Here is a 25,891-nt window from a genome sequence, read left to right as displayed (position 1 = left end):
GCCCTGAAACCGGGATGGGAAAGGATGGGCACCCCGGCACCCCGGGCGGTCGCGCCATGCGGCGCGGCGGCGGTCCGGGGTGCAGGCCTGTGCCCACGGGGAGGTTACCTCGTTGGATCATCCGCTCCACGCCGTGATCCTGGCCGCGGGGCTGGGCAAGCGCATGCGGTCGAACCGGGCCAAGGTGCTCCACCCGGTGGCCGGGCGGCCCATGGTGGAGCACGTGGTGCGGGCGGCCGAAGGGGCCGGCGCCGGCCGGGTGGTGGTGGTGGTGGGCCACCAGGGCGAGCAGGTGCAGGCCCTGCTGGGGGACCGGGTGGTGTATGCCTGGCAGCACCAGCCCCTCGGCACGGGGCACGCGGTGCTGCAGGCGGAAGCGGCCGTGGCCGGGGCGCAGGATGTCCTGGTGCTCTATGGGGATACGCCCCTGCTGGAGGCCGATCTGCTGCGCCAGTTGATCGACGCCCACCGCCGGTCGGGTGCGGCGGCCACCCTCCTCACCGCGCAGCTGGACGACCCGACGGGCTACGGCCGGATCGTCCGGGATGAGGCGGGCCGGGTGGTGCGCATCGTGGAAGAGGCCGATGCGACCCCGGCCCAGCGGGCCATCCGGGAGGTCAATACCGGCATGGCCTGCTTCCGGCGGGAGCCCCTGTTCGACGCCCTCCGCCGCCTCACGCCGGCCAACGCCCAGGGGGAGTACTACCTGGTGGACGTGGTGGCGCTGCTTCACCAGCAGGGTCTGGCGGTCCACACCGTCACCGCCCCCGATCCCCGGCAGGTGGAAGGGGTCAACGACCGGGAGGCGCTGGCCCGGGCGGAAGCCATCCTGCGCGACCGCATCCGCAGGCGGTGGATGGCGGCGGGCGTGACCCTGATCGACCCGGCCAGCGCCTGGATCGATGACGACGTGGAGATCGGGCGGGACACGGTGATCTTCCCCAACACGGTGGTGGCGGCGGGCTCTCGTATCGGGGAGGGCTGCCGCCTGGGTCCCGGCGCCCACATCACGGGCAGCGTCCTGGGCAACCAGGTGCAGGTCTGGTATTCGGTGGTAGAAGACAGCCAGCTGGGTGACGGCTGCCGGGTGGGCCCCTTCAGCCACCTGCGGCCAGGCTGCCGCCTCGCCCCCGGCGTCCACATCGGCAACTTCGCCGAGCTGAAGAACGCGGAGGTGGGCCCCGGGTCCAAGGTGAACCACCACTCCTATCTGGGCGATGCCCAGGTGGGCGCCGGCGTCAACATCGGCGCCGGCACCGTGACGGTCAACTACGACGGTTTCCGCAAGCACCGCACCATCATCGAGGACGAGGCCTTCATCGGTTGCAACACCAACCTGGTGGCGCCGGTGCGGGTCGGCCAGGGAGCGTACGTGGCCGCCGGTTCGACCGTCAATCAGGACGTTCCGCCCGGCGCCCTGGCCATCGCCCGGGAGCGCCAGGTCAACAAGGAAGGATGGGCGGCCCGCTGGCGCCAGCGGGCCCGGGGGAGGAACGGCGATGGCGTACGATAGCGGGCGTCTGAAACTCTTCGCGGGCAGTGCCAACCCGGCGCTGGCACGAGCCATCGCCCAGCACATCGGCGTTCCCCTGGGGGACCTGGAACTGGGCCGCTTCGCCAACGGCGAGGTGCGGGTTTCCGTCAACGAGAGCGTGCGCGGGGCCGACGTGTTCGTGATCCAGCCCACCTGCCACCCGCCCAACGACACGCTGATGGAGCTGCTGGTCCTGCTGGACGCCCTCAAGCGCGCCTCCGCCTGGCGGGTGAATGCGGTGGTGCCCTTCTACGGATACGCCCGCCAGGACCGGAAGACCCGGCCCCGGGAGCCCATCACGGCCAAGCTGGTGGCCAACCTGCTGACGGTGGCCGGGGCGGACCGGGTCGTCACCATGGACCTGCATGCCGGCCAGATCCAGGGCTTCTTCGACGTGCCGGTGGACCACCTGACGGCGGTGCCGCTCCTGGCGGAGTACTTCGCCCGCAAGAAGCTGGAGAAGCCGGTGGTGGTGTCCCCGGACCACGGCGGGGTGAGCCGGGCCCGGGAGCTGGCCGACCGGCTCGGGGTCCCCATCGCCATCATCGACAAGCGCCGGCCCGAACCGGGTGTGGCCGAAGTGATGTCGGTGGTGGGCGAGGTGGAGGGCCGCACGGCCATCATGATCGACGACATCATCGACTCGGGGGGTACCATCCGGCACGGGGCGGAGGCTCTCATCGCCCTGGGCGCCCGGGCCGTGTACGCCTGCTGCACCCACGCCGTATTTTCGGGCAACGCCTTGCAAAAGCTGGCGGAGGCGCCCATCGAGGAGATCGTGGTGACGGACACCATTCCCCTGCCGCCCGGGGCGGAGAAGGCGCGGGTCAAGGTGCTGTCGGTGGCGCCCCTGCTGGGGGAGGCCATCGTCCGCATCCACGAGGACCTGTCCGTCAGCCGGCTCTTCAACTGAAACGGCTCCGGCCGGCCGGGGCTGCGGCCGTCCAGGGCGCCCTTTGACACCGCCGGCGTTTCGGGGCTAAACTAGCGCCGGCTTGTGAAGGCTCACCGATCCTGGAGTCGGGAGGGATGTCCTGGTGCAGGCCGTCTTGCGTGCGGTTCCCCGGGAGCCGGGCCACCCGCGGCGGGTACGCCGCGAGGGCGGTCTCCCGGCGGTTCTGTACGGGCCCAGCGGCAACTTTCCCGTGCGCCTCGATGCCCGGGAGTTCCACCGCTTGCTGGCGTCGGGCCGGGCGCGGGGTATCCTGACCGTCGAGCTGGTGCAGGACGGGACGACCCGCTCCCTCAGCGCCATGGTGAAGGAACTGCAGTACCACCCCGCCCGGGGCGACCTGCTCCACGTGGACCTCTTCGAGGTGCGGGAGGACGAACCCGTCCGGGCCGAGGTGCCCATCGTCCTGCGGGGTGTGGAGGAAGCCGAGAAGCGGGGCATCCTGCAGCACCAGCTGGCCGAGCTGGAGATCGAATGCCTGCCGCGCCACATGCCGGCGGCCGTGGAGGGGGACGTGGCCCGGCTGCCGGTGGGCGAGGAACTGCGGGTGCGTGATCTGGAGGTGCCGGCCCAGGTCCGGGTGCTGAACGATCCGGACGAGATCGTGGCGGTGCTGCTGCCGCCGAAGGACCTGGGTGCGGAGGAGGAAGAGCAGCCGGCTGCTGAGGCCGCTGCGGGTGCAGCCACGGAAGAGAAGGGCGAGAAGGGCGAGGCGTGACGCCGGTGGCGGTGGCCGGGGGCAGGGCCGGGCGGTAACGCGGCGGCCCGGTACGCGGACCCCGGGAGCCGGCCTCGCGGCAGGGGGCGGCGGCCCGCCGGGTCGAACCGGGCGAGCCGCTCGCCCACCCCACCGGCCCGGCGCCCTCGCCCCCGCCGGCGAGGACGGAGGCGGGGCCTGTGCCCCGGATCATCGTCGGGCTTGGCAACCCGGGTCCCGAGTACGAGGGAACCCGGCACAACGTGGGCTTTGCCGTGGTCGATGCCCTGGCCCGGCGGCTGCGCACGGCCGGCTGGCGCCGGGGCTTCCGCTCCCTCTGGGCGGAGGGGACGTGGCGCGGCCAGCCCGTGGTGTTGCTCAAACCCCAGACCTACATGAATCTCAGCGGCGAGGCCGTGGCGCAGGCCTGCCGCAACCTGCGCGTCCCGCCGGGGGAGGTCCTGGTGATCTACGACGACCTGGACCTGCCGCCCGGCCACCTGCGCTTGCGGCCGCGGGGCAGCGCCGGCGGCCACCGCGGGGTCGCTTCCATCATCGCCAGCCTGGGCCGGGACGATTTCCCGCGCCTGCGGGTGGGCATCGGGCGCCCGCCCGCGGGCGTGGACGCCGCGGACTACGTGCTGGCTCCCTTTGCTCCGGCGGAGCAACCTCTGATGGCCGCGGCCGTCCAGCGGGCCGCGGAGGCCGTCCTGGCGGTGCTGGCCACGGGCCTGGAACGGGCGATGTCCCGTTACAACGGGCCCACTCCCTGGCCCTCAGGCACCCAGGGCGCCGGCACCGGCGGTGGAGGCGAAGGGGAAGAATGACCACCCTGCCAGCCCAGGACCTGACGGAAGACCTGCTGCGCCTGTGGCAGCAGCTGCCGGAGTTCCCCTCCCTGGCCGGAGGGGTGCGCCGGGAACTGCCCGCCCAGGCGGTGTACGGCCTGGGCGGGCCGGCCGCGGCCAGCCTGCTGGCTGCCCTCGCGGCCGCCACGGGCCGGACCTTGTTCATCCTTACCGCAGAGCAGGGGGCGGCCGACGCCCTGGCTGCCGACCTGCGCGCCTGGGTGCCTGCGGAGCGGGTGGTGGTCTTCCCCGCCATCGAAGTCCTGCCCTTCGAGGTGCTGGCCGCCAGCCCCGAGCTTATGGCCCTGCGGCTGGAGGCGCTGGCCCGGCTGCGCCAGGGCCCCTGCCTGGTGGTGGCCCCGGTAGCCGCTGTTGCCCGCCGGCTGCCCCATCCGGAGCGCTGGGCGGCGGGGCTGATCGAGCTGGAACCGGGGCAGGTCATGGACCGGGACGACCTCCTGACTCGCCTGGTGGCCGCCGGCTACCAGCGGGCCGAGCAGGTTGACCGTCCCGGCGAGCTGGCCGTTCGCGGCGGGATCGTGGACGTCTACCCACCGGCCGGTGAGCCCGTGCGCATCGAGTTCTTTGGCGACGAGATCGACTCCCTGCGCCGGTTCGACCCCGGTACCCAGCGGTCGACGGGCGCCCTGGAGCGGGTGCGCCTGGCCCCCGCCCGGGAACTGGTGCTGGACGAGGCTTCCTGGCGGCGGGGACTCGCCGCCCTGGCCGCCGAGCTGGACTCCCTGCGGGACCAGACGCGCCACCGCAGGGGGGGCGCCGCCCGCCAGCTGCTGGACCGGCTGGAGCAGGACCTGGTCCGGCTGGAGGCCGAGCGCTCCATCGAGCTGGCGGAGCACTACCTGCCCTTCTTCGAGCCGGAGATGGCCACCCTGCTGGACTATGCCCCGGGGCCCGCCCTGGCCGTCTGGGTGGAGCCCCGGTCCCTGGAGGAGGCGGTGGCCGATCGGGAGCGCCAGTGGCAGGAGCGCCAGGCCGACCTTCTCTCCCGGGGCGAGATCCTGCCCGCCCAGGCCGCCCTCTACCTGGACGAACCGGCCCTCTGGGGCGCCCTGGCTTCCCGGCCCGTGCTGTACCTGTCGGTGCTGGCCCGGGCGCCGGGCCAGGGGCCGGAGCCGCGGCAGGTATATCCCGTGACGGCGCGGCCTGCCCCGATGTTCCACGGGCAGTGGGACCTGTTCGAGGAAGAGGTGCGCACCTGGCAGCGCCAGCAATACCGGGTGCTGCTGGTGGCCGGCGACGGCGACCGGGCCGGCCGGTTGCGCCAGGCTCTGCTCGACGCCGACGTGGCGGCTCGCCAGGTGGAGCGCCTGACCCTGCCCGCCCCCGGGGAAGTGCTGGTGGCTCCGGCCGCCCTGAGCGAAGGCTTTGAGGTGCCCGCCCTGCGCTGGGTCGTCCTGACGGAGCGGGAGGTATTGGGCCGCCGGGTGGCCCGGCGACGCAGCCCCACCGTGGCCGCCGACCGGGCAGAAGCCCAGGCCCTGGAACGGCTGGTGGACCTCAAGCCCGGCGACTACGTGGTCCACGTCCACCACGGCATCGGCCGGTTCCTCGGCCTGCGCACCATGGAGATCCAGGGCGTGCACCGCGACTACCTGACCCTGCAGTACGCCGGCGGCGACCGGCTCTACGTGCCCACCGACCAGATCGAGCTGGTGCAGAAGTACGTGGGCGCCGAGGGTCACCAGCCGCGGCTGGCCCGGCTGGGTTCCGGCGAGTGGAACAAGGTCAAGCAGCGCGTCAAGGAATCGGTGCGGGAGATGGCCGGGGAGCTGCTGGCCTTGTACGCCGCCCGCCAGTCGGTCCGCGGTCACGCCTTCAGCCCCGACACCCCCTGGCAGCGCCAGTTTGAAGACGCCTTTCCCTACCAGGAGACGCCGGACCAGCTGGCGGCCATCGCCGCCATCAAGGCCGACATGGAGCGGCCGGTCCCCATGGACCGGTTGCTGGTGGGCGACGTGGGCTTCGGCAAGACCGAGGTGGCCATGCGGGCGGCCTTCAAAGCGGTCCAGGACGGCAAGCAGGTGGCGGTGCTGGTGCCCACCACCGTGCTGGCGTACCAGCACGAGCGGACGTTCAAGGAGCGCTTCGCGCCCTTTCCCGTCACCATCCGCACCCTGAGCCGCTTTGCCTCGCCGGCGGAGCAGGCGGAGATCCTGACGGGCCTGGCCCAGGGCACGGTGGACATCGTCATCGGCACCCACCGGCTGGTCCAGCCCGACGTGCGCTTCAAGGACCTGGGTCTGTTGATCATCGACGAGGAACACCGCTTCGGCGTGGCTCACAAGGAGCGGCTCAAGCAGCTGAAGCAGAACGTGGACGTGCTGACCCTGTCGGCCACGCCCATCCCCCGCACCCTGCACATGGCCCTGGCGGGAATCCGGGACCTGAGCCGCATCGACACGCCACCGGAGAACCGCTTCCCGGTCCAGACCTTCGTGGTGGAGTGGCACGAGTCGCTGGTGCGGGACGCCATCCAGCGGGAGCTGCGCCGTGGTGGCCAGGTGTTCTACGTGCACAACCGCGTCCAGAGCATCCACGCCGTCCGGCGGCGGCTGGAGCGCCTGCTGCCCGAGGCCCGCTTCGCCGTGGCCCATGGCCAGATGGCCGAGGGCGAGCTGGAACGGGTCATGGTCGACTTCATGGAGGGCAAGGCCGATGTGCTGGTGTGCACCACCATCATCGAGTCGGGCCTGGACATTCCCAACGTCAACACCCTGATCGTGGAGGACGCCGACCGGATGGGCCTGGCCCAGCTCTACCAGCTGCGCGGCCGGGTGGGGCGATCCGACCGGGTGGCCTATGCCTACTTCACCTACCGCCGCGACAAGGTGCTGACGGAAGACGCCCAGAAGCGCCTGCAGGCGATCAAGGACTTCACCGAGCTGGGGGCGGGGTTCAAGCTGGCCCTGCGGGACCTGGAGATCCGCGGCGCCGGCAACCTGCTGGGTGCCGAGCAGCACGGCTTCATGCTGTCGGTGGGCTTCGACCTGTACACCCAGCTGCTGGAAGAGGCCGTCAACGAGCTGCGCGGCCGGCAGCGGCCCGCGCGGCTGAAACCGGTGATCGACCTGGTGGTCGACGCCCACATCCCCGACACCTACATCCGCGACGCCCGCCAGAAGATCGAGTTCTACAAGAAGGTCAACCTGGCGGAGACGCCGGCCGACCTGGCCGAGGTGCGGGAGGCGCTGCAGGACCGCTACGGCCCGCCGCCGGAACCGGTACGGAACCTGCTGGCCCTGGCCGAGGTGCGGCAGCTGGCGGCCCGCTGCGGCGTCTTCCGCATCGAACAGCAGGGCACCCGGATCGACATGGAAGCCGTCGCTCCCCAGGCCGGGGCCCTGACCCAGGCGTGCGAGGCGCTGCGCCCGCAGCTGGGCCGGCGGCTGCAGCCGGTGCGGGGCCGGGCGGCGGCGTTCTTCCGCACCGACGGCCTGGGCGAGCGCGAGGTCCTCACCGCCCTGCGCCGCTTTCTGCGCGAGCTGGCCCGCCACACACCCCTTCCCGCCGGAGAGCAGCCGGTGGACGAGCCGGCGGCAGAATAACGGAAAATTTTTGGCGGCACACTGTCTTCGCGGTGGCTGTCCCTCGAGAAGGGACCCCTGCGTGCGAAAAGCTATTCCGGAAGGATCACCCGCCCGCCCCCGGCGAGCGCGCCGGGCCGGGACGGGACACCAGGCCGGAACCCGGAAACGGACCGCCACCACCGCGAGGAACCAGGCGAGGAGGGGTGACGGATGAAGGCGACGGGCATCGTGCGCCGCATCGACGACCTGGGCCGGGTCGTGATCCCCAAGGAGATCCGGCGCACCCTGCGCATCCGCGAGGGCGACCCGCTGGAGATCTTCGTGGATCGCGACGGCGAAGTGATCCTGAAAAAGTACTCGCCGATTGGCGAGTTGGGTGATTTTGCCAAGGAACTGGCCGATTCCCTCCACGAGGCCGTCCACCACATCGCCCTGGTGGCCGACCGGGACGCCATCATCGCCGTGGCCGGTGCGCCCCGGAAGGAGTTCATGGAGAAGCGCATCGGGGGCGCCGTGGAGGAGGCCATGGCCCAGCGGCAGCCCGTCCTGCGCAACCGCCCGGCCCAGAACCCCGGCGCCGGCACCCTCCTGGCCGACGACGAGACCGACGAGCGGTTCTCCGCCTACGTGATCGCGCCCATTCTGGCCACGGGCGACGTCATCGGGGCGGTGATCCTGGCCTCCAAGGAGCCCGGCACCCAGATGGGGGACCTGGAGCTCAAGCTGGCCGAGACGGCGGCGGCGGTGCTGCGCAAGCAAATGGAGGACTAGGCGGTGCCCATGTCCAACCCCCGCCCGGGGGGTTTATCGTGACGGATACCTTTGTGGATCGCAGCAGGCAGGACCCCTACGGATTCGCCAGGCTGGTGGACCTGGTCCGCCGCCTGAGGGCACCGGGCGGCTGCCCCTGGGACCGCGCCCAGACCCACCGCTCCCTGCGCCGCTTCGCCCTGGAAGAGGCGTACGAAGTGGTGGAAGCCATTGACCGCGGAGATCCCCAGCACCTGGCCGAAGAACTGGGCGACCTTCTCCTCCAGGTGCTGCTCCATGCCCAGATTGCCGCCGAAGCGGGTCACTTCGACGTGGCGGACGTCTGTCGCCGGCTGGCGGACAAGCTGATCCGCCGCCATCCCCATGTCTTCGGCCAGGTGGAGGCCCGTAGTGCTGCCGACGTGCAGCGCCTGTGGGCCGCCATCAAGGCGGCGGAAGCCGGCGGCCGGCCCGGGCTCCCCTCGCCGGCGGACGAGCCGGCCTCCGGGGACGGCCAGACCCCGGTGCCATCCCCGCCGGCGGTGCCCCCGCTTGCGGCGGGACGGGCCGGGACCGGTGGCGCGAGCGGCGAGCATGGGGGTGCCGGCGACCGGTATGGGACCGGCCCGGGTGCCCCGGCTGCGGGCAACCCGGCAGCCGGCCGGGGCAGGGAAGCTGCGGCGGACCAGGGCGCGCCCGGCCTGCCGCCGGATGTCCGGTCCCAATCCGGTGCCCGGGCGGCGACGGCCGGCGGGGTGGACGCGGAGGACTGGCCGCCCAGTGCCCTGGTCCAGGCTTACCGGATCCAGGAGCGGGCGGCCCGCTCCGGCCTGGACTGGCCCGATCCCCAGGGGCCTCGCGCCAAGCTGGACGAGGAACTGGCCGAACTGGACGAAGCCGTCGCCCACGGCGACCCGCAGCGCATCGAGGAGGAGCTGGGCGACGTCCTCTTCATCCTGGTCAACGCAGGCCGCCACTGGGGCGTGTACCCGGAGGCGGCCCTGCTGGGGGCCGTCCGCAAGTTCCGCCGGCGGGTCCGCCTGATGGAAGAACAGGCCGCCCACCAGGGCCGCCGCCTGGAGGACATGTCCCCCGAAGAGCTGGACCATCTCTGGGAAGCGGCCAAAGACCGGGAACGCGGGAGGATTCAGGGCTCGTCCGCAGAACACAAGAGCGGAATTTGACGCGAGGCGAGGGGAGGGAAACGTGGGTGAACAAGCCTGAGCTGGTGAACGCCATCGCCGAGAAGACCGGCTTGAACAAGAAGGACAGCGAGCGGGCGGTCAACGCCTTCGTGGAGTCCATCAGCGAGGCGCTGGCCCGGGGCGACAAGGTCTCCCTGGTCGGCTTCGGCACCTTCGAGGTGCGCACGCGCCAGGCCCGCACGGGCCGCAATCCGCGGACGGGGCAGACCCTGACCATCCCCGCGGCCAAGGTGCCGGCCTTCAAGCCCGGCAAGCAGCTGCGGGACATGGTGAAGTGAGACCGGCCCCGCTCCGGCAAGGGTGACCCTGCGGGGTCCTGCGGGGCACAGAAGGACCGGCACCGGCGATACCCGGTGCCGGTCCTTTTCGCTGTGCGCCCGGCATGGGCGAGTGCTAAGGGGTGAAAGTCCCCTGCGGAGGGTGGCCCCGTACAACCGCTAGCCGAAGGCAAGGGTGCCCGCGGCGACGCGGGATCCGAAGGAAGCCGGAGGCAAAGTCGCGACCCGACGACCAGGAACCGCGGGCGAGGCAGTGCCGACTGGGCGAGCCGGCAGCACACGGCGAAGCCCGAGATGGGCCGAAGGGCGGCGCTGTAAACGCGGCGGGTGTGCGACGAAAGTGCTCGCTCTTACCCGGGGAGGCCTGCCGGTAGGCCAGCATGGCTGGCAACCCGCGACCGCAAGGCGCGGCTGAGCCGGCAGGAGTCAGCAGAGGCCGTAGTACCGCCGGCCGGGCCGGCGGGAAGGGCCGAACGTCGAGTCCGGGAGGGTGTTGGCGCGTTCGCGCCGGGTGCGAGGAGAGCAGCCAACCCGAGAGGGCCTCGCCCAGGAGGCGGTGGTGAATCCCACCGGGGCCTGGGCGAGAGCGGAGCACCCGGCCGGGACAGACCGGCGCCCCTCCCCGCGGAGGACGTGGTGGCGTGGACCTGATGGAGCAGGTGGTGGCCCGGGAGAACATGGGGGCCGCCCTGCGACGGGTGGAGCAGAACCGGGGCGCACCGGGTATCGACGGCATGACCGTCGAACAACTGCGGGGTTTTCTGCGGGAGCGGTGGCCGCAGGTGCGCGCCCAGCTGCTGGCGGGAACCTACAAGCCGCAACCCGTCCGCCGGGTGGAAATCCCCAAGCCCGGAGGTGGCACGCGCCTCCTGGGGATTCCGACCGTCCTGGACCGCCTGATCCAGCAGGCTTTGCTGCAAGTGCTGACGCCGATCTTCGACCCCGATTTTTCGGAGCACAGCTACGGCTTTCGGCCGGGGCGCTCCGCCCATCAGGCGGTCGAAGCCGCGCGCCGGCACGTCGAGGAAGGCTACACCTGGGTGGTGGACCTGGATGTCGAGAAGTTCTTCGACCGGGTCCACCACGACGTCCTCATGGCCCGGGTGATGCGGAAGGTTGCGGACAAGCGCGTCCGGATGCTCATCCGCCGCTACCTGCAGGCCGGTGTGATGGTCGGCGGGGTGAAGGTGCGGACGGAGGAGGGCACGCCCCAAGGCGGCCCCCTGAGCCCGCTTTTGGCCAACATCCTGCTGGACGAGCTGGACAAGGAGCTGGAGCGGCGGGGACACCGCTTCGTTCGCTACGCGGACGACTGCAACATCTACGTTCGCTCGGAACGGGCGGGGCACCGGGTCATGGCGGGAGTGCGACGCTTCCTCGAAAAGCGGCTGAGGCTCAAGATCAACGAGCCAAAGAGCGCGGTGGACCGGCCCTGGCGACGCAAGTTCCTCGGCTTCAGCATGTACCGCGGCCGGGAAGGCATCCGCCTGCGCGTGGCCCCGCAAACGGTGCAGCGGCTCAAAGACCGCATCCGCGGCCTGACGAGCCGGACCTGGCCGGTTTCCATGCCCGAGCGCATCCGCCGGATCAATGTCTATTTGCGCGGTTGGCTCGCTTACTTCCGCATCGCGGACATGGCGGACCTGCTCCGCAACGTGGAAGGTTGGCTCCGGCGACGCTTGCAGGCGTGCCTTTGGAAGCAGTGGAAACGGCCGCGCACCCGGTTGCGGGAACTGCGGGCCCTGGGCCACCCCGAGTGGCGAGCCCGGCAGTGGGCCATGGCGCGACGCGGGTACTGGGCCATGGCCGGTGGCCCGCTCAACAGCGCCCTGGGCAAGCCGTACTGGCTTACCCAGGGGCTGCTGAGCCTCACTCGATGCTACCACGAACTTCGCCGTGCTTGACGAACCGCCCGGTGCGGACCCGCATGCCGGGTGGTGTGAGGGGACGGGGCCTTCACCGGCCCCTCCTACTCGATTTCCAGGGCCGGCCGCCCTGGAGGGAGCGGCCCGCGCCGGGCATCCCCGCCACGGGTGCCGGTCCTTGTGCTTTCTGTGGCCAACGGCGGGTGGCAGCGCGGTTGACCGGCCGGATTCCCGTGGCGGCGCCGGTGGCCGCGTCTCCCCGCCGCCAACCCGCGGTCGGGGCCGGGCACGGCCGGGACACCGGCCCGGTACATAGCCCCTTCCCCCGGGCATATCCATGAGCGAGGGCACCAGCCACATCCATGGATCGGGGGCCTGGCAGGCCCCCTGCCAGGGCGGTAGGGAAGGAGGTCCGGGCCGTGGCCGAGGGCCAGGCTGCGCCGGGCAACCGGGGGCGCCACACCCTGACGCTGGCCGGGCGGGAACGGCTGGAGCTGGACGGCGTCCAGCGGGTGGAGAACTTCGACGACCACACGGTGGTGCTGGAAACGGTGATGGGCCGCCTGACCATCCGGGGCGAGGGGCTGCACATCCACGAACTCAACCTGGAGGAGGGGCGGCTGCGCATGACGGGCCGGGTTTCCCTGCTGGCCTACGATGACTCCACCCAGCGCCGCCGCGACCGCCGCAACCTGCTGGAGCGTCTGCTGAAGTGAAGGGGCCCGCAGGCCCACACCGGCAGGAACCGGAGGCGGGCGGCCGATGTTCCCCCTGACCGTGCAGTTGTACATGCTTGCCGTCAACGTGGCCCTGGGCCTCACCCTGGGCTTTCTCTTTGATGCCTGCCGCGCCCTGCGTGCCGTCCTGGGGGGCGGCCGGCCGCCCCGCCGCCCCTGGCTGGACGCCCTGCTGGACGGGGCCTTCTGGGCGCTGGCCCTGCCTCTGGTGCTTCTGGCCTGGGGATGGGGCAACTGGGGCCAGGTGCGCACCTTCACCTTCCTGGGCCTGGCCCTGGGCCTGGGGGTTTACGCCGGGCTGGGCTCGCCCTTCCTCTATCCCGCCCTGGCAGCGACCTACCGGGCCACCGGCCAGGGCACCCTCCGGTTCATCCGGTGGAACCGGCGTGCCGCCGGCGCCCTGGGGCGGGGCTGCCGGTGGGTGGTACGCAGCCTGGCGCTGCTGGTGCGGTGGCTGCTCAAGCCGGTGACCATCCCCCTGGGCTGGCTGCTGGCACCCGTCTCCATTCCGGTGCAAAGGCACTTCATCGACCCCTGCCGGGCCGCCCTGCGACGCCACCTTCTCGATCCCTGGCGCCGGTACCGGGCGGCGGCCGGCCGCCGGCTGTCCGGGCAGTGGAACCGGCTGCGGGCCGTCCTGGCCGCCTTGATCGGGCCCCACCAGGGCGCGCCACCCCCGCCCCCGGCGGGGTGACGGCCGGCGGCGGATCCCAGGTGGGGGACCGGCAGGAATCCCCCTTCCCCCGGCGAACCGTACCCGGTACCTGCTGTATAAAGTTTGTCCACAGTATGTGTGTAATTTGTGGATAACCTCGCTCGAGGGCGGACATCGGGGGTCGCCAGCCGGCCATGCGCATCGAGATTCGCGGGGCCGAGCGCCTGAGCTTTCGCGAGCGCCAGGTGGTCGTCCTGAAGGAGACGGGCTACAGCACCGAGGCCATCGCCCGCCGCCTGGGGCTGGCGCCCGGCACCGTGGCCACCCTCTACAACCGGGCGCGCAGCAAGGGCTACGAGGTGGTCATCGTCGTCGACGGCGACCCGCTGCGGTTGTTCGGCGAAGGCGACGAGGAAGCGCTGGACGGTGAAGGCGGCGGCGAAGAGATCCGCTAAAGGACGCCTGATGGCGGCTTGCCGGCACCGCCGGCGCACCGAGGGGTTGCAAGGGCCAGCCAGAGACGCCCAGGGGCCGTGGGCCTGGCGGGCCGCCCCGAGCCGTGCGCGGGGTGGGGCTGGAGGGTACGGTGCCAGGGCCACAGGCCGCGGTGACGCAGGGAGGTTGGGCAGGGATGCCGGTTCGTCCGGTGGGAACTCGCTGGATGCGCCTGGGGGAGCCGGGGTGGACGGGCCGGGAAGGTGACGGCCGGGCTCCCGGCGCCGGGGATGCGTTACGGGCGGAGCGCGGCGGGCGCGGCCCCGGCACCGGGCCGGACGGTAGCGTCCTGGCGGGCGCCGGGCGCCCTTCGCCCCACCCTTCGAGCCGGGCGCGGATCGCCGGCCGGGGCACCCCGCAGGGCCGGGCGGCGGCACACCGGGCCGCGGCGGCTTCCGTCACGCCCCTGCGGCCGGTACCGGGAGGCGGCGGTGCCCGTGCGGGGCGCGCCGTTGCCGGGTTCCACCGCGGTCCTGGGCAGGCAGCCGGTCCCGGTTGGCCGCCCGGGGCCGGTGGGCGGGGGGCGCCGGTGCCCGGGCCGGGGCGCCGTCCCGTACGGCGGCGTCTCCGGCTGCGCCTGGGGCGGCTGGCGGCAGTGGTGGTGGCCGCCTACCTGCTCTCGGGGCTCGTCCTTCAGCAGTGGGCCCTCTGGCAGGCGCGCCAGGAACTGCGCGCTCTGGACCGGCAGGTCCAGGTCCTGCAGGACCGGGCGGCCGAGCTGGAGGCGGCCCGCCGGCGGATCCAGGATCCGGCCTACGTGGACGAGACGGCCCGGGAACGCCTGGGGCTGGTGCAGCCGGGCGAGACGGTCATCCAGCTGGTGGACGAGCCTGCGGCGGCGCACTAGAATTATGGGCGCGGCGCCTCGGGCGCTGCGCCTCCGGCCGGGGTGTCGGAATCGGCAGACGAGGCGGACTTAAAATCCGCTGGGCGCAAGCCCGTGTGGGTTCGAGGCCCACCCCCGGCACAGGCCATAAAGCAGCCTGGCCAACGCGGTCTCCCGCCCGGCGCAACGGTCCCCTTGCGGCGAGGCCGCGCTGCAAACCGTCCCCGCGGGCCGCTTTCTAATCCCTTTCGAATCCCGTTCTAGTCCCGTTCTAGTCCCTTTCTAATCCTCCGGCTGCGGTGCCATCGCCTGGCTGGTCGCGGGTCGCTGCGCCTGTTACCATCGGAAGGGTGGGAGGTGGAGTTGGCATGGGAGGAGAGCTTGGAACCCTGCTTCTCAAGCTGGTTCTCGCCCTGGTGGGCGGCGGCCTCACCATCGTCGGCCTTGCCGGTTTGATTCAGGGCAGCCTTTCGAGCCTGCGGGTGCCCAACCGGGTCGTGGCCACGGTGGTCTTCGTCGTGGGCCTGGCCCTGGTCACCATCTTTGGTGAGCCCGATCTGGTCACCAACATCATGGCCGCCATGGGCGGTTCCTGAGCCTTAAGCCCGCGGTGCCGGCAGCGTCCGCAGTCCCCGCCGGGGTACCTCGCCTTCGTGCACGAGGGCGGACAGGCGCCCCGGTTGATGCCCCATCGCCTGCGGGGTGGTGCGGGATGCGACCATGCGGTGTCCCGGCCGCCGGGCGGGCGGTGCCGGGCCTCGCGGGCGGTGCCGGTGCCGCAGCGCCATCGGGACCGTGAACTTGCCACGCCGTCACGCTGGAGGCGGGCCGCCGCTTGGTGCCCGCCTTTTTTCGTCCCCTACCCAGGGCCAGACCAGGACGGCACCCAGCACGTTGAAGAGGGTGTGGGCCCATGCCACCTGGCGAGCAGGGTCGGAAGACAGCCCGCGGGCCACGGCGGCCAGCAGGGGCCCCAGGGGAACCGCCGCCAGCGCATTCAGCAGGTTCATCCCCAGGTGGAACAGGGCCAGGTCCAGGGCCACGCCCCGCAGAAGCAGGCCCGCCAGCAACACGTCGCTGGTCGTCCCCACGTTGGCGCCGTAGACCACCGGCAGGGCCTGTTCCATCCGGAGGAACCCGGCCGAGACGGCGCGCTGCAGCACGGCCAGTACCGCGCTGCTGGACAGCGCCCCGGCGGACAGGACGAGGCCGGCGGCGAATCCGGCCCAGGGCTGCTGGACCCAGGCCAGCCAGTCGGGTCCCGGGCTCCCCGCGGGGCCGGCCGGACCCGGGGTGGCGCCGGCTGGACCGGCCAGGGTCACCAGGGCGCGGCCCAGGCCGTCCAGTGCAGCCAGCGCGGCACCCAGGCCCAGGGCAGCCAGGCCTGCGGCCCGCACCGTTGCCCGGCGCCACCCCAGCACTGCCGCCACCAGGCCGCCGCCGGCCAGCAGGGTGGCCAGGCCCAGGTGGGGCGCGGCCGTGAGATGGGCGGTGAGGGTGGTCCCCAGATTGGCCCCCACCAGGGCGGCGCGGCCCGCCGGCCGCCGCACCCAGCCCGCTGTGGCCGCTGCTAACAAGAGCAGGCTGAAGGTGCTGGATGACTGCAACAGGGCGGTGACGGCCAGGCCGGCCATCAGCCCCTGCCAGGGGCCGGCATCCTGCAGGCGCCGCACCGCGTCGTCCAGCCGGTGGCCCGCGGCCTGCCGCAGGCCCCAGGTCATCAGGGCCAGGCCTGCCGCCAGGCCGCCCAGGTGGATCATGACGTCGATCCAAAGGGGTGCGCCCAACGGTTTCACCTTCTCCGGCGCAGGCGCCTGGTCCAGGTTTATGACGCGCGCCGGAGCGGTAGGCGGCCCACGGGCACAGGGCCTCTAAATGGCACGGGGGCCGGCCCGGCCGGGTGACCGGCGCCGGGTCCCGTCCCGATGTGCAGAAGAAGGGCAGCAAGGGGGCCTGGCTGGGGAATCCCCCGTGCCCCCCAACCGCCAGCGCCACGGGCCACAACGAAGCCCGGGGCCGGCCGCCGCACGGCGACCGGCCCCGGAAGACAGCTCCTGTTACTCGAGGCGCGCGAGCGCGCTAGCGGCGGATCAGTCGGGCGACCAGCATGGCCGCCGCGGCACCCACCGCCGAGATCACCCAGTTGGGGATTCGGGTCTTGGCCCGGGTGCGCATGCTCAGGCGCATGGGACCACCCCCGTCGCTAGCGTGTGCGGCGCAGGCGGCCCGCTCCCCTGGGAATGCCTAGTGCCGGCCACCGGCTTCCGGCCACCGGGCTTGGGTCCCGCGCCTGAGGGCCTGCGCCCTCATGGCGCGGCAGCGAACCGGCCGGTACGGTCGCCCGGTGCCGGCGACGGGCCCGGGCGGGAGACCCGGAGCCACCCGCCTAGCGGCCGCCTCCGTTGGACGCCACATCCTGGCCCTGGGCGGCCGGCACCGCGCCGGCGGGCGGCACCACGTCGCTGGTCCCTTCCAGGAACCAGGCGGCCTCCATGGCGGCCTTGCACCCCTCCGCCGCCGCCGTCACCGCCTGGCGGTAGCGGTGGTCGCGCACATCTCCCGCCACGAAGACGCCCGGGATGCTGGTGCGCGGGCCGTCGGCGACGACGTAGCCGCGTTCGTCCAGGTCCAGATGGCCCCGCAGGAAGTCGGTGTTGGGCTTGTGGCCGATGGCCACGAAGACGGCGGCGCACGGGATCTCGCTGGTCTGGCCGGTCTTCACGTTGCGAACGCGCACGCCTTCGACCTTCTCCTCGCCCAGGATGTCCTCGACTACCGTATCCCAGACGAACCGGATCTTGTCGTTGGCCATGGCCCGCTCCTGCATGATCTTGCTGGCGCGCAGCCGGTCGCGGCGGTGGATCACCGTCACCGAGCGGCAGATGCGGGCCAGGTAGAGGGCCTCTTCCATGGCGGTGTCGCCGCCGCCCACCACCACCACGTCCTGGTCCCGGAAGAAGGCCCCGTCACAGGTAGCACAGCTGGAGACGCCGCGGCCCATGAGCCGCTTCTCGCCGGGCAGGCCCAGCCACTTGGCCGAGGCGCCCGTGGCCAGGATCACGGCGTCGGCCTCCAGCTCCCTGGACCCGACCTGAAGGCGGAAGGGCCGGCGGCTGAAATCCACACCGGTCACGTCACCGTCGACGAACCGGGCCCCGGCCCGCTCGGCCTGCTGGCGCATGCGGGCCATCAGGTCGGGCCCCATGATCCCATCGGGAAATCCCGGGAAGTTCTCCACCTCGGTGGTGAGCATCAGCTGGCCGCCGGCTTCCCACCCCGCCACGACGGTGGTATCCAGGTTGGCCCGCGCGGCATAGATCGCCGCCGTCAGGCCGGCGGGGCCGGAGCCGACGATGACCACGCGCTGGGAGGACATCATCCCTCACCTACCTTCCGCCGCCATTCTATATCAAGATGCCTGGCAACGCCCGGCAGCCCGTGGCGCCTGGCGCGCTCCGGCGGCCGCCAAGACAGCCGGGGCGCACGGTGCTTGACCGGCCGGTTTGTGGGTAGGGCTTACCGTGACGGCTGCTGCGACCGGCCCCAAGCCTCTCGGGGGTCCGGACCAGCGCCCCCCGACCCTCTGCTGCGGGCCCTCTCTGTGGAGCCTCCCGCCTGACGGAGCTGCCGCCCGCCTGCCGGAGCTGGGGCCGGAGCCGCCACCGCCCGGCAAGCACCGGTTTTTGCCGCCTGCGGCGCCCTTCGGATATGATGTAGAGCGGGTTGCAGCCCGCCGGCGTGCCGGCGGTGGGCGCAGGACCCGCCCCCGGTGGCAATCCGGCCGGTGTCCTGCCGGCGCGGTGCCGCGGGGGCGCGCCCTGCGACCGGAGACGGCCGCCCGCCGCGGGTTGCCCCGCGGAAGGAGGGCGCCCGATGCCGATCGTTCCCCAGTTGCTGCGCCAGGCCATGGGGCAGTTTGCCACGGGGGTCACCTTGATCACCGCCGAGGTGCAGGGGGCCGTTCACGCCATGACGGCCAATGCGGTGACGTCGGTGTCCCTGGAGCCGCCCCTGGTCCTGGTGTGCGTGGGACGGGACCGGGTCATGCACGGCGTGCTGGAGCAGGCGGGACGGTACGGGATCAACGTCCTGTCCGCCGAACAGGAGCCCCTGGCCCGGTATTTTGCGCGCCAGACCGACCAGGAGCCGCCCTATCGCTTCCTGAAAGAGCCGCCCCGGGCTCCCCGCCTGGAAGGCGCCCTGGCCTACCTGGACTGCCGCATCGTGGAGAGCCTGCCCGGTGGCGACCACACCATCTTCCTGGCCGAGGTGGACCACGCCGAAGTCCAGGGTGGCGACCCGCTGCTGTTCTTCGCCGGCCGCTACTCCCGGCTGGCGGGACAGCCGGCGCCCACGGCCCGGTAGGGACTCCTGGGGCAGCGGCCGGCCCGGCGCGTGGCGGTGGCCGGCCCCCGGCCCGCCGCGCCCCCGGCGCGCTCCAGGCCGCGTCCCGGCGGCCGCACCTTGCCGGGCGGGATCGCCGGCCGGCGCGGGCCCGTGCACGGGTGGCCACCGCGGGATCGCCGGCATGGCAAAAGGGGGAGCTGCAGGTGGACGAGCGCGGCCGGCCGCCGGCGGTTCCGGGGCCCGGCGACTGGACCGGGCGGGATTCCTTCCTGGCCTGGACCAAGAGCCGGCGGGCGGAGGAGCTGCTGAACCGCCTTCCGGAGGCGGCGCGGCAAGGCTGGACCTTCGAGCGGCTGGTCGAGCTGCTTACGGCGCTGGGGCTCTCCCAGCCCCGGCAGTACCTGGAGGCGGGCTGGTGGGTCCCGGAGGCCGTGCGGCGGGACCCGCCCCGCTCGGAGGCCCTTTACCAGCGGGTCCAGGAGGCCATGGCGGCGGGGCGCCTTCCCCCCGCCGATGCCCCGTACACGTGGGACGACGTCCGGCGGCTGGTGGAGCTGTGCGGCTTTACGGCCGACCAGCTGCTGGCCCAGCTGGCCTATGTGTACGCCCTGACCATGGGCGAGACCATCTTTGTCGAGACGGCCGCGCGGGTTGCCGGCGCGCCGGCCGAAGGCCAGGGCGCTCGTCCCTCCGAAGGGCGGGGCGCGGGTCCCCCCGGAGACCAGAAGGGGGGCTAAGCCTGAGGTCAAGCCGGGCCCCCGGCCTGTTCCGCCTCATAGCGGTAGATGCCGGCCTGCAGGACCTTCAGAGCCAGCAGGGCGCACTTGAGCCGCACCGGGCTCAAGGGAATCCCCAGGAGGGCCAGGACGTCGTCCTTGTCCATGGCCTTGATCTCCTCCAGGGTCTTGCCCTGGACCGCTTCGGTCAGCATGGAAGCCGACGCCTGGCTGATGGCGCAGCCGCGGCCGTCAAAGGCGGCTGCTTCCACCCTGCCTTGGGGATCCAGCCGTACTTCGAAGCGTATCTGATCGCCACAGAGAGGGTTCAGATCCTCGTTCCGGATCTGGGCGTCCTCCAGGTGGCCGCGGTTGCGCGGGTTGCGGTAGTGGTCCAGGATGTTTTCCCGGTAGAAATCGCTGCCCACGGGTGATGCCTCCCCAACAGGCCGTCCCCGCCCTTCGCCGGGCCGCCGTCCCGGACCCCTGGCCGGGGGTGGCGGTGCCCGGGCGCCTCCTTCGGGCGTTCAGGAACCGGCCAGCAGGCGCCGGGCCTTTTCGATCCCGTCGACCAGCCGGTCCACGTCGTCCCGATCATTATAGATGTAGAAGCTGGCCCGGGCGGTGGCGACCACGCCCAGGTGGCGGTGCAGGGGTTGGGTGCAGTGGTGGCCGGCCCGGATGGCCACGCCCTCGCCGTCCAGCACCTGGGCCAGGTCGTGGGGGTGGACTCCCTCCAGGGTGAAGCTGAGCACACCGCCCCGGTGTTCGGGGCCCGGGCCGTAAAGGACCAGCCCCGGCACCTGTTGCAGCCGCTCCCAGGCGTAGCGCACCAGCTCGCGCTCGTGGGCGGCCACCGCCTCCAGACCCAGCCGCTGCAGGTAGTCCAGGGCCGCGGTGAAGGCCGCCGCCTCGGCGATGGGGGGCGTCCCTGCCTCGAAGCGCTGGGGCGGATCGGCCCAGGTGGACCGGTGCACCTCCACCCGCCGGATCATCCCGCCCCCGCCCAGCAGGGGTTCCATCTCGGCCAGCCGCTCCCGGCGGCCGTAGAGCACGCCCAGGCCGGTGGGACCCAGCATCTTGTGGGCGGAAAAGGCCAGGAAGTCGGCCCCCAGGGAACCCACGTCCACGGGCAGGTGGGGGACGCTCTGAGCCCCATCCACCACGACCACCGCGCCGGCGGCGCGGGCTTGCCGGGCCAGCTCCGGAACGGGATTGATGGTGCCCAGGACGTTGGACATGTGGGCCAGGGCCACCACCCGGGGGCGGTGGGCCTCCAGGAGGCGGGTGAACGCCTCCGTGTCCAGCCGCCCGTCGGGCGTCAGCGGCACGGCCCGCAGCTGGAATCCTCCCCGGGCCGCCACCTGCTGCCAGGGCACCAGGTTGCTGTGGTGCTCCATCAGGGTGACCAGGATGGTATCTCCGGGCCGCAGGTGATGGAAGGCCCAGCCCCAGGCGACCATGTTGAGGGCTTCCGTGGTGCCGCGGGTGAAGACGATTTCGTCCTCGCAGGCACCGAGGAAGGCGGCGGTACGGGCCCGCGCTCCCTCGTATGCCGCCGTCGCCTCCTCGGCCAGGGTGTGGATGCCCCGGTGGACGTTGGCGTTGCTCTCGCGGTAGAACGCGGCCAGGGCGTCGATGACCGCGGCGGGCTTCTGGGAGGTGGCGGCGCTGTCCAGGTAGGCCAGCGGGCGCCCGTGCACGGTGCGCTGCAGGATGGGAAAGTCGCGGCGCAGGACCGCCGGGTCGAAGGCGGGTGCGCCCTTGGCGCCGGCCGGTGGAACCGCATCACCGGCCGGCGGCTGAACGGAGGTGGCCATGGCCCCAGGCCTCCTTGCATCGCGGGGGTCGAGGGCGCGAGCGCGGGCCGTCCCGGCCCGCGCTCGGCACCTGCGCGACTCCTTTTCAGACCACCTTTTCCAGGACCAGCTCGCTGATGCGTTCCTGGGCCGCCTCGTTGGGGATCTTGCCCAGAAGCGGCTCAAAGAACCCGCTGACCAGCAGGCGCCGGGCCTGCTTTTCGTCCAGGCCGCGGCTGCGCAGGTAGAACAGCTGCTCCTGGTCGATCTGGCCCACGGTGGCACCGTGGCTGGCCTTGACATCGTCGGCCTCGATCTCGAGGCTCGGGATGTCATCCAGCACCTTCGCCTCGGGCGAGAGGATCAGGGTGTTGCTGCTCAGGTAGTCCTCGCTCTTGTGGGCGCCCCGATCGATGCGGATCAGCCCCTGGTAGACCAGCCGGGAGGCACCCGTCAGGATGCCCCGGGCCGTCATGTTGCCGAAGGTGCTGGGGGCGCCGTGCCGGCTGCGGGTAAAGAGGTCGAAGTGCTGCTGGCCCGCCGCGGCGTAGGCCAGGATGTGCTCCATGTTGGCGCCGGGTTCGACCATATCCAGGAAGAACTGGTGGCGGGTCTGGTTCCCGCCGAAGAAGCCCGTGGTGACCCGCAGGGTCGCATCCCGCCGGACCACGCCGGCCTTCTGGGAAAACTCCCGCACCGGGCCGCGCCAGTTCTGAAAGCTGACGTAATTCAAGCGGGCGGCCGGCTGCACGTGAATCTCCAGCTGGCCGGTGTAGAGGGCCGCTTCCGCCAGGTCATGGGCGTCGCTCTCGTCGAACAGGGTCGCCTCGGCCTGCTCGTCCACCACCACCAGGCCGTGACCGGAGACGCTGGCCCCCGCCGCCCGGCCGGTGATCAGGTTGACCAGGTAGATCGGCTTTTCCACCACCAGGCCCCGCGGCACGTAGACGAAGAAGCCTCCGGTCCAGAAGGCCGCGTGCAGGGCGGCGAAACGGTCGGCACCGGCGTCCAGGCCGCTCTGCATGAAGTACTTCTGCACCAGTTCCCCGTGGGTCCGGGCGGCGGTGTGCAGGTCGGAGACCACGAGACCCCGTTCGGCCAGGGCCGGGTCCAGGTGGGTCACCTCCACCCGGCCGTCCACCTGGACGGCGATGGCGGCGGCCTCTGCCGCGGGCGGCAGGGAGGCCTCGGCCCAGGCCGGCAGCGCCGAGGCCGGCGCCACGGGCCGGAGCCGTTCCAGCTTCAGGTCATCCACCCGGGTATGCCGCCAGGACGGCAGGGGCAGCTCGGAAAAGATGCGGAAGGCTTCCCGCCGGCGCTCCACCAGCCAGTCGGGCTCGTCGTGGGCGCGAGCGATGCGGTCCACCAGCTCGGCCGTGAACCCCTGCGCCTGCGCCAGGGTTTCCAGGTTGTCCACGGACTTGGCCATCGTCCTTCCCCTCCTGCCTCGGCGGCCTCAGCCGACCTGCGCCTTGATCCAGTCGTAACCCTTGGCTTCCACCTCTTCGGCCAGCTCACGGCCGCCGGAACGGACGATGCGCCCGTCGACCATGATGTGGACGAAGTCGGGCTCGATGTACTTCAGGATGCGCTGGTAGTGGGTGATGATGATGGCGCCCAGCTCCGGCCCCCGCAGGCCGTTGAAGACCCGGGCCACGTCCTTGAGGGCGTCGATGTCCAGGCCGGAGTCCGTCTCGTCCATGATGGCGAACTTGGGCTTCAGCACCGCCATCTGGAGCATCTCGCCCTTCTTCTTCTCGCCGCCGGAGAAGCCTTCGTTCAGGTAGCGGCGGGTGAAGGAGGGATCCCAGCGCAGCTGCTCCAGGGCGCCCTCGATCTCCTTTTGCAGGGCAGCCAGGGCGGCCAGGTTCTTCCCCGACCCGGCGGGGCCCGACGGCGCTTCGCCCCGCACGGAGTTCACGGCGGTGCGCAGGAAGTTGGCCACGGTCACGCCGGGCACTTCCTGAGGATACTGGAAGGCGAGGAACAGGCCCTTGCGCGCCCGCTCGTCCGGCGGCAGCTCCAGCAGGTTCTCGCCGTCCAGAAGGACCTCGCCGCCGGTCACCTCGTAGCGGGGGTGGCCCATCAGGGTGTACGCCAGCGTGCTCTTGCCGGACCCGTTGGGGCCCATGATGGCGTGGACCTCGCCCTGCCGGACCGTCAGGTTCACGCCCTTGAGGATTTCCTTGTCTTCAACGTTGCAGCGCAGCTCGCGGATCTCCAGCGTCGACGCCATCGGCGTGACCTCCTCCGTCAGCCGGCACGCATCGCCGCCGCGCGGAGGCGGCGGCGGCCGGGACTTTTGATGGCCAGTTCTCAATTTATAATACTTTTAAATGCCGGGGCTGGCAAACACGGCCGGGCTCAGCCGGGGGAAGGGTGGAAGCGCAGGCCCCCCGACGGGGCCGCCGCCCACCCCAGCGGGAAGGCGCCGGCGGGGGCCGGCCCCGGGGCCATGGCAAGGCCATGGTGATCGCGAAAGGATGGGTGCCGATGGCCGACTGGCAGCATACCGCCCGGCTTTTAGAGGAACTGGCCGAGGCGCCGGGTGTACCCGGCGAGGAGGATGCGGTCCGGCAGGTACTGCGCCGGTACCTGGCGCCGGTGGCGAAGCTGGAGCAGGACCACCTGGGCAGCCTCATCGCCCGGCGGCAGGGCAGCGCCCTGCGGCCCCGGGTGTTGCTGGCGGCCCACATGGACGAAGTGGGCTTCATGGTCCGGCGCATCACCGACGAGGGTTTCATCAAGTTCCAGCCCCTGGGCGGCTGGTGGGGGCAGGTCCTCCTGGCCCAGCGGGTGGTGATCCACACCCGCAAGGGCCCGATCCTCGGGGTGATCGGTTCCAAGCCGCCCCACCTCCTGCCGGCCGACGAGCGCAAGAAGCCCGTGGAGCTCAAGGCGATGTTCATCGACATCGGCGCCCGCAGCCGCCAGGAAGCCGAGGAGTGGGGCATCCGCCCGGGCGATCCGGTGGTGCCCTACGGGCCCTTCACCCGCCTCCGCAATCCCGAGCTGGTCCTGGCCAAGGCCCTGGATGACCGGGCGGGCTGTGCCATCATCGTCCGGGTGATGGAAGAACTGGCCGCGGGCGGCCATCCCAACACGGTCTACGGGGTGGCCACGGTGCATGAAGAGGTGGCCCGCACCGGCGGTGGTGCCCGGACCTCGGCCTTTGCCGTGGACCCCGACGTGGCCATCGCCGTGGACGTGGGCATCGCCGGCGACATGCCCGGTGTTGAGCCCGATGAAGCCCAGAGCCGCCTGGGCCGCGGGCCCACGGTGCTGCTTTACGACAGCAGCATGGTGCCCCACCGGCGGCTCAGGGACCTGGTGGCCGAGACGGCGGAGGCCGAGGGCATTCCCTACCAGTTCGACATGATGCCGGGCGGAGCCACCGACGCCGGGTTCTTCCACGTGCACGGGCGCGGCGTCCCTTCGGTGGTGGTGGGGCCGCCGGCCCGGTACGTCCACAGCCACGGCGCCATCGTGCACCTGGCGGACGTGGAGCACACGGTGCGGCTTCTGGTGGCCCTGGTCAAACGGCTGGATGAGGCGACGGTGGCGGCGCTGCGCCAGGGTTAGCAGCCCGGATGCGGCGAGCCTCCCGCCAGGGCGGGAGGCGGGCCCGTCACCGGCCCGCTTGCCGGCCGGCTGAAGGCCGGCTGAGGACCGGCGGGGCGAAGTTGACTTCGCCCCGCCGCTGTTCTTACTTTGAGTTGGGAAGGCAGGAAAACCCCTGCAAGGGCGGCAGCGCCGGTCTTTTCTTTTCGTAGGCGGGTTGTCTGGTAGGCGGGTTGTCCGCGGCGGGTTGCCGGTGGCGGGGTTTCCAGAGGGCGGGGTTTCCAGACCGGTCGCCAGCTTGCTTGAGAGGAGGGTCGGGATGGGCCTCTACCGCGGCTACCGCGGCAGCCAGGGCCAGTGGGCGTGGATGCTCCACCGGCTGAGCGGCGTGGGCATCATGCTCTTTTTGATGATGCACATCGTCGACACCTTCCTGGCCGGGTTCGGGCCGCAGGTGTACGACCACGTGATGGCGATCTACCGGGCACCGCTGTTCATGGTGCTGGAGGTGGTGCTGGTCGGCGGCGTGGTGTACCACGCGGTCAACGGCCTGCGGGTGATCATCATCGACTTCTGGCCCAACGCGTTGCGGTGGCACAAGTCGCTGATCGTGGCGGAAGTCATCGTCTTCCTGGTGCTCTTCATCCCGGCGGCGGTCATCATGCTGGGCCGCCTCTTCGGCTAGGGGGGTGGCGGGGTGTCGTACGGAGAAGGAAGCCCGCGCCCGGCCAGCGGGTTCGAGCTGTGGTCCTGGTTCTTCATGCGGATCTCCGGTCTGCTGCTGGTCTTTCTCGTCCTGGGGCACCTCTACATCATGCATATCCTCAACAGCGTGGAAATCATCGACTACAACTTCGTCGCCCGGCGCTTGGCCAACATCGGATGGCGCACCTACGACTGGGTGATGCTGGCCCTGGCGCTCTTCCATGGGGCCAACGGGATCCGGGTCATCATCGACGACTACGCCCACCGGCCGGGATGGCGTACCTTCTGGCTGACGCTGCTCTACGTGGTGACGTTCATCCTGCTGGTCCTGGGCACCGTGGTCCTGGTGACCTTCCCGTTCCCGGCCTGATCG

25 protein-coding genes and 1 tRNA gene are annotated in these 25,891 nt (G+C 71.9%); 20 read left to right on the top strand and 6 right to left on the bottom strand.

Going from position 1 to position 25,891, the window contains the following annotated elements; translation table 11 throughout:
* Nucleotides 1–112 precede the first annotated feature (112 nt).
* The 15 genes from glmU (at nt 113) to ACZ5T9_RS01875 (ending at nt 14,986) form a co-directional block, all read left to right on the top strand.
* On the top strand, nt 113–1,513 hold the full coding sequence (gene glmU / locus ACZ5T9_RS01945; protein WP_464833638.1) for a bifunctional UDP-N-acetylglucosamine diphosphorylase/glucosamine-1-phosphate N-acetyltransferase GlmU: 1,401 nt from the start codon (nt 113–115) through the stop codon (nt 1,511–1,513).
* Nucleotides 1,500–2,447, top strand: a complete 948-nt coding sequence (locus ACZ5T9_RS01940; protein WP_116899607.1) for a ribose-phosphate diphosphokinase — start codon at nt 1,500–1,502, stop codon at nt 2,445–2,447. Before glmU ends, ACZ5T9_RS01940 begins: the two co-directional genes overlap by 14 nt.
* A 124-nt stretch (nt 2,448–2,571) precedes the next feature.
* Nucleotides 2,572–3,204, top strand: coding sequence for a 50S ribosomal protein L25 (locus ACZ5T9_RS01935; RefSeq protein WP_464833635.1), 633 nt, complete (start codon nt 2,572–2,574; stop codon nt 3,202–3,204).
* A gap of 179 nt (nt 3,205–3,383) precedes the next feature.
* Nucleotides 3,384–4,010 carry an aminoacyl-tRNA hydrolase gene (pth, locus tag ACZ5T9_RS01930; protein ID WP_006902700.1) on the top strand — a complete coding sequence of 209 codons (627 nt, stop codon included), beginning with the start codon at nt 3,384–3,386 and terminating at the stop codon, nt 4,008–4,010.
* A complete protein-coding gene (gene mfd / locus ACZ5T9_RS01925; protein WP_464833634.1) occupies nt 4,007–7,597 on the top strand; it encodes a transcription-repair coupling factor in 3,591 nt (1,196 codons plus the stop codon). Before pth ends, mfd begins: the two co-directional genes overlap by 4 nt.
* A gap of 192 nt (nt 7,598–7,789) precedes the next feature.
* The gene (gene spoVT / locus ACZ5T9_RS01920) at nt 7,790–8,350 is read left to right on the top strand and encodes a stage V sporulation protein T (RefSeq protein WP_006902698.1); all 561 of its coding nucleotides are present in this window, start codon (nt 7,790–7,792) and stop codon (nt 8,348–8,350) included.
* Nucleotides 8,351–8,388: 38 nt separating this feature from the next.
* Nucleotides 8,389–9,513, top strand: coding sequence for a nucleoside triphosphate pyrophosphohydrolase (mazG, locus tag ACZ5T9_RS01915; RefSeq protein ID WP_464833633.1), 1,125 nt, complete (start codon nt 8,389–8,391; stop codon nt 9,511–9,513).
* A 26-nt stretch (nt 9,514–9,539) separates the two neighbouring features.
* A complete protein-coding gene (locus tag ACZ5T9_RS01910) occupies nt 9,540–9,812 on the top strand; it encodes an HU family DNA-binding protein (RefSeq protein ID WP_006902696.1) in 273 nt (90 codons plus the stop codon).
* Between the two features lie 650 nt (nt 9,813–10,462).
* Entirely contained in the window at nt 10,463–11,716 is a 1,254-nt protein-coding gene (ltrA, locus tag ACZ5T9_RS01905) for a group II intron reverse transcriptase/maturase (protein ID WP_464834379.1), read from the top strand.
* Nucleotides 11,717–12,096: 380 nt separating this feature from the next.
* Nucleotides 12,097–12,393, top strand: a complete 297-nt coding sequence (gene yabP, locus ACZ5T9_RS01900) for a sporulation protein YabP (RefSeq protein WP_006902695.1) — start codon at nt 12,097–12,099, stop codon at nt 12,391–12,393.
* 46 nt (nt 12,394–12,439) lie between these two features.
* Complete coding sequence (gene yabQ / locus ACZ5T9_RS01895) at nt 12,440–13,108, top strand: spore cortex biosynthesis protein YabQ (RefSeq protein ID WP_464833632.1); 669 nt, start codon at nt 12,440–12,442, stop codon at nt 13,106–13,108.
* Nucleotides 13,109–13,263: 155 nt separating this feature from the next.
* Entirely contained in the window at nt 13,264–13,524 is a 261-nt protein-coding gene (locus tag ACZ5T9_RS01890; protein WP_006902692.1) for a sigma factor-like helix-turn-helix DNA-binding protein, read from the top strand.
* Between the two features lie 569 nt (nt 13,525–14,093).
* The gene (locus tag ACZ5T9_RS01885) at nt 14,094–14,411 is read left to right on the top strand and encodes an FtsB family cell division protein (protein WP_169328688.1); all 318 of its coding nucleotides are present in this window, start codon (nt 14,094–14,096) and stop codon (nt 14,409–14,411) included.
* A 36-nt stretch (nt 14,412–14,447) separates the two neighbouring features.
* A tRNA-Leu gene (locus ACZ5T9_RS01880) sits at nt 14,448–14,531 on the top strand.
* A 227-nt stretch (nt 14,532–14,758) separates the two neighbouring features.
* Nucleotides 14,759–14,986: an ABC transporter permease gene (locus ACZ5T9_RS01875; protein ID WP_464833629.1), complete on the top strand. Its 228-nt coding sequence runs from the start codon at nt 14,759–14,761 to the stop codon at nt 14,984–14,986.
* Nucleotides 14,987–15,202: 216 nt separating this feature from the next.
* On the opposite strand, the gene ACZ5T9_RS01870 is transcribed toward ACZ5T9_RS01875, so the two are convergent.
* Nucleotides 15,203–16,186: a Na/Pi symporter gene (locus ACZ5T9_RS01870; RefSeq protein WP_464833628.1), complete on the bottom strand. Its 984-nt coding sequence runs from the start codon at nt 16,184–16,186 to the stop codon at nt 15,203–15,205.
* Nucleotides 16,187–16,776: 590 nt separating this feature from the next.
* Nucleotides 16,777–17,766, bottom strand: a complete 990-nt coding sequence (trxB, locus tag ACZ5T9_RS01865; protein WP_464834378.1) for a thioredoxin-disulfide reductase — start codon at nt 17,764–17,766, stop codon at nt 16,777–16,779.
* A gap of 497 nt (nt 17,767–18,263) precedes the next feature.
* Between trxB and ACZ5T9_RS01860 the strand changes: the two genes are divergently transcribed.
* On the top strand, nt 18,264–18,755 hold the full coding sequence (locus ACZ5T9_RS01860) for a flavin reductase family protein (RefSeq protein ID WP_464833626.1): 492 nt from the start codon (nt 18,264–18,266) through the stop codon (nt 18,753–18,755).
* A 185-nt stretch (nt 18,756–18,940) separates the two neighbouring features.
* On the top strand, nt 18,941–19,474 hold the full coding sequence (locus tag ACZ5T9_RS01855; RefSeq protein ID WP_464833624.1) for a hypothetical protein: 534 nt from the start codon (nt 18,941–18,943) through the stop codon (nt 19,472–19,474).
* An 8-nt stretch (nt 19,475–19,482) separates the two neighbouring features.
* On the opposite strand, the gene sufU is transcribed toward ACZ5T9_RS01855, so the two are convergent.
* From sufU to sufC, 4 genes are all read right to left on the bottom strand, one after another.
* Nucleotides 19,483–19,881, bottom strand: coding sequence for a Fe-S cluster assembly sulfur transfer protein SufU (gene sufU, locus ACZ5T9_RS01850; RefSeq protein WP_006902683.1), 399 nt, complete (start codon nt 19,879–19,881; stop codon nt 19,483–19,485).
* A gap of 99 nt (nt 19,882–19,980) precedes the next feature.
* On the bottom strand, nt 19,981–21,273 hold the full coding sequence (locus ACZ5T9_RS01845) for a SufS family cysteine desulfurase (RefSeq protein ID WP_464833623.1): 1,293 nt from the start codon (nt 21,271–21,273) through the stop codon (nt 19,981–19,983).
* A gap of 85 nt (nt 21,274–21,358) precedes the next feature.
* Nucleotides 21,359–22,681 carry a Fe-S cluster assembly protein SufD gene (gene sufD / locus ACZ5T9_RS01840; protein WP_464833621.1) on the bottom strand — a complete coding sequence of 441 codons (1,323 nt, stop codon included), beginning with the start codon at nt 22,679–22,681 and terminating at the stop codon, nt 21,359–21,361.
* A 27-nt stretch (nt 22,682–22,708) separates the two neighbouring features.
* Nucleotides 22,709–23,488 (bottom strand): Fe-S cluster assembly ATPase SufC, encoded by a 780-nt coding sequence (gene sufC, locus ACZ5T9_RS01835; RefSeq protein WP_006902680.1) that lies wholly within the window; start codon nt 23,486–23,488, stop codon nt 22,709–22,711.
* 257 nt (nt 23,489–23,745) lie between these two features.
* On the opposite strand from sufC, the gene ACZ5T9_RS01830 reads away from it, so the two are divergent.
* The 3 genes from ACZ5T9_RS01830 (at nt 23,746) to ACZ5T9_RS01820 (ending at nt 25,888) form a co-directional block, all read left to right on the top strand.
* Nucleotides 23,746–24,834 carry a M42 family metallopeptidase gene (locus tag ACZ5T9_RS01830; protein ID WP_006902679.1) on the top strand — a complete coding sequence of 363 codons (1,089 nt, stop codon included), beginning with the start codon at nt 23,746–23,748 and terminating at the stop codon, nt 24,832–24,834.
* A 298-nt stretch (nt 24,835–25,132) separates the two neighbouring features.
* Nucleotides 25,133–25,498: a succinate dehydrogenase, cytochrome b556 subunit gene (gene sdhC, locus ACZ5T9_RS01825; protein WP_006902678.1), complete on the top strand. Its 366-nt coding sequence runs from the start codon at nt 25,133–25,135 to the stop codon at nt 25,496–25,498.
* Between the two features lie 12 nt (nt 25,499–25,510).
* Complete coding sequence (locus tag ACZ5T9_RS01820) at nt 25,511–25,888, top strand: succinate dehydrogenase/fumarate reductase transmembrane subunit (RefSeq protein ID WP_006902677.1); 378 nt, start codon at nt 25,511–25,513, stop codon at nt 25,886–25,888.
* Nucleotides 25,889–25,891: the final 3 nt, after the last annotated feature.

It is taken from the genome of Thermaerobacter nagasakiensis, assembly GCF_055396825.1.
The sequence above is the reverse complement of the archived record's forward strand: the minus strand, read 5'-3'. Positions and strand labels throughout refer to the sequence as shown.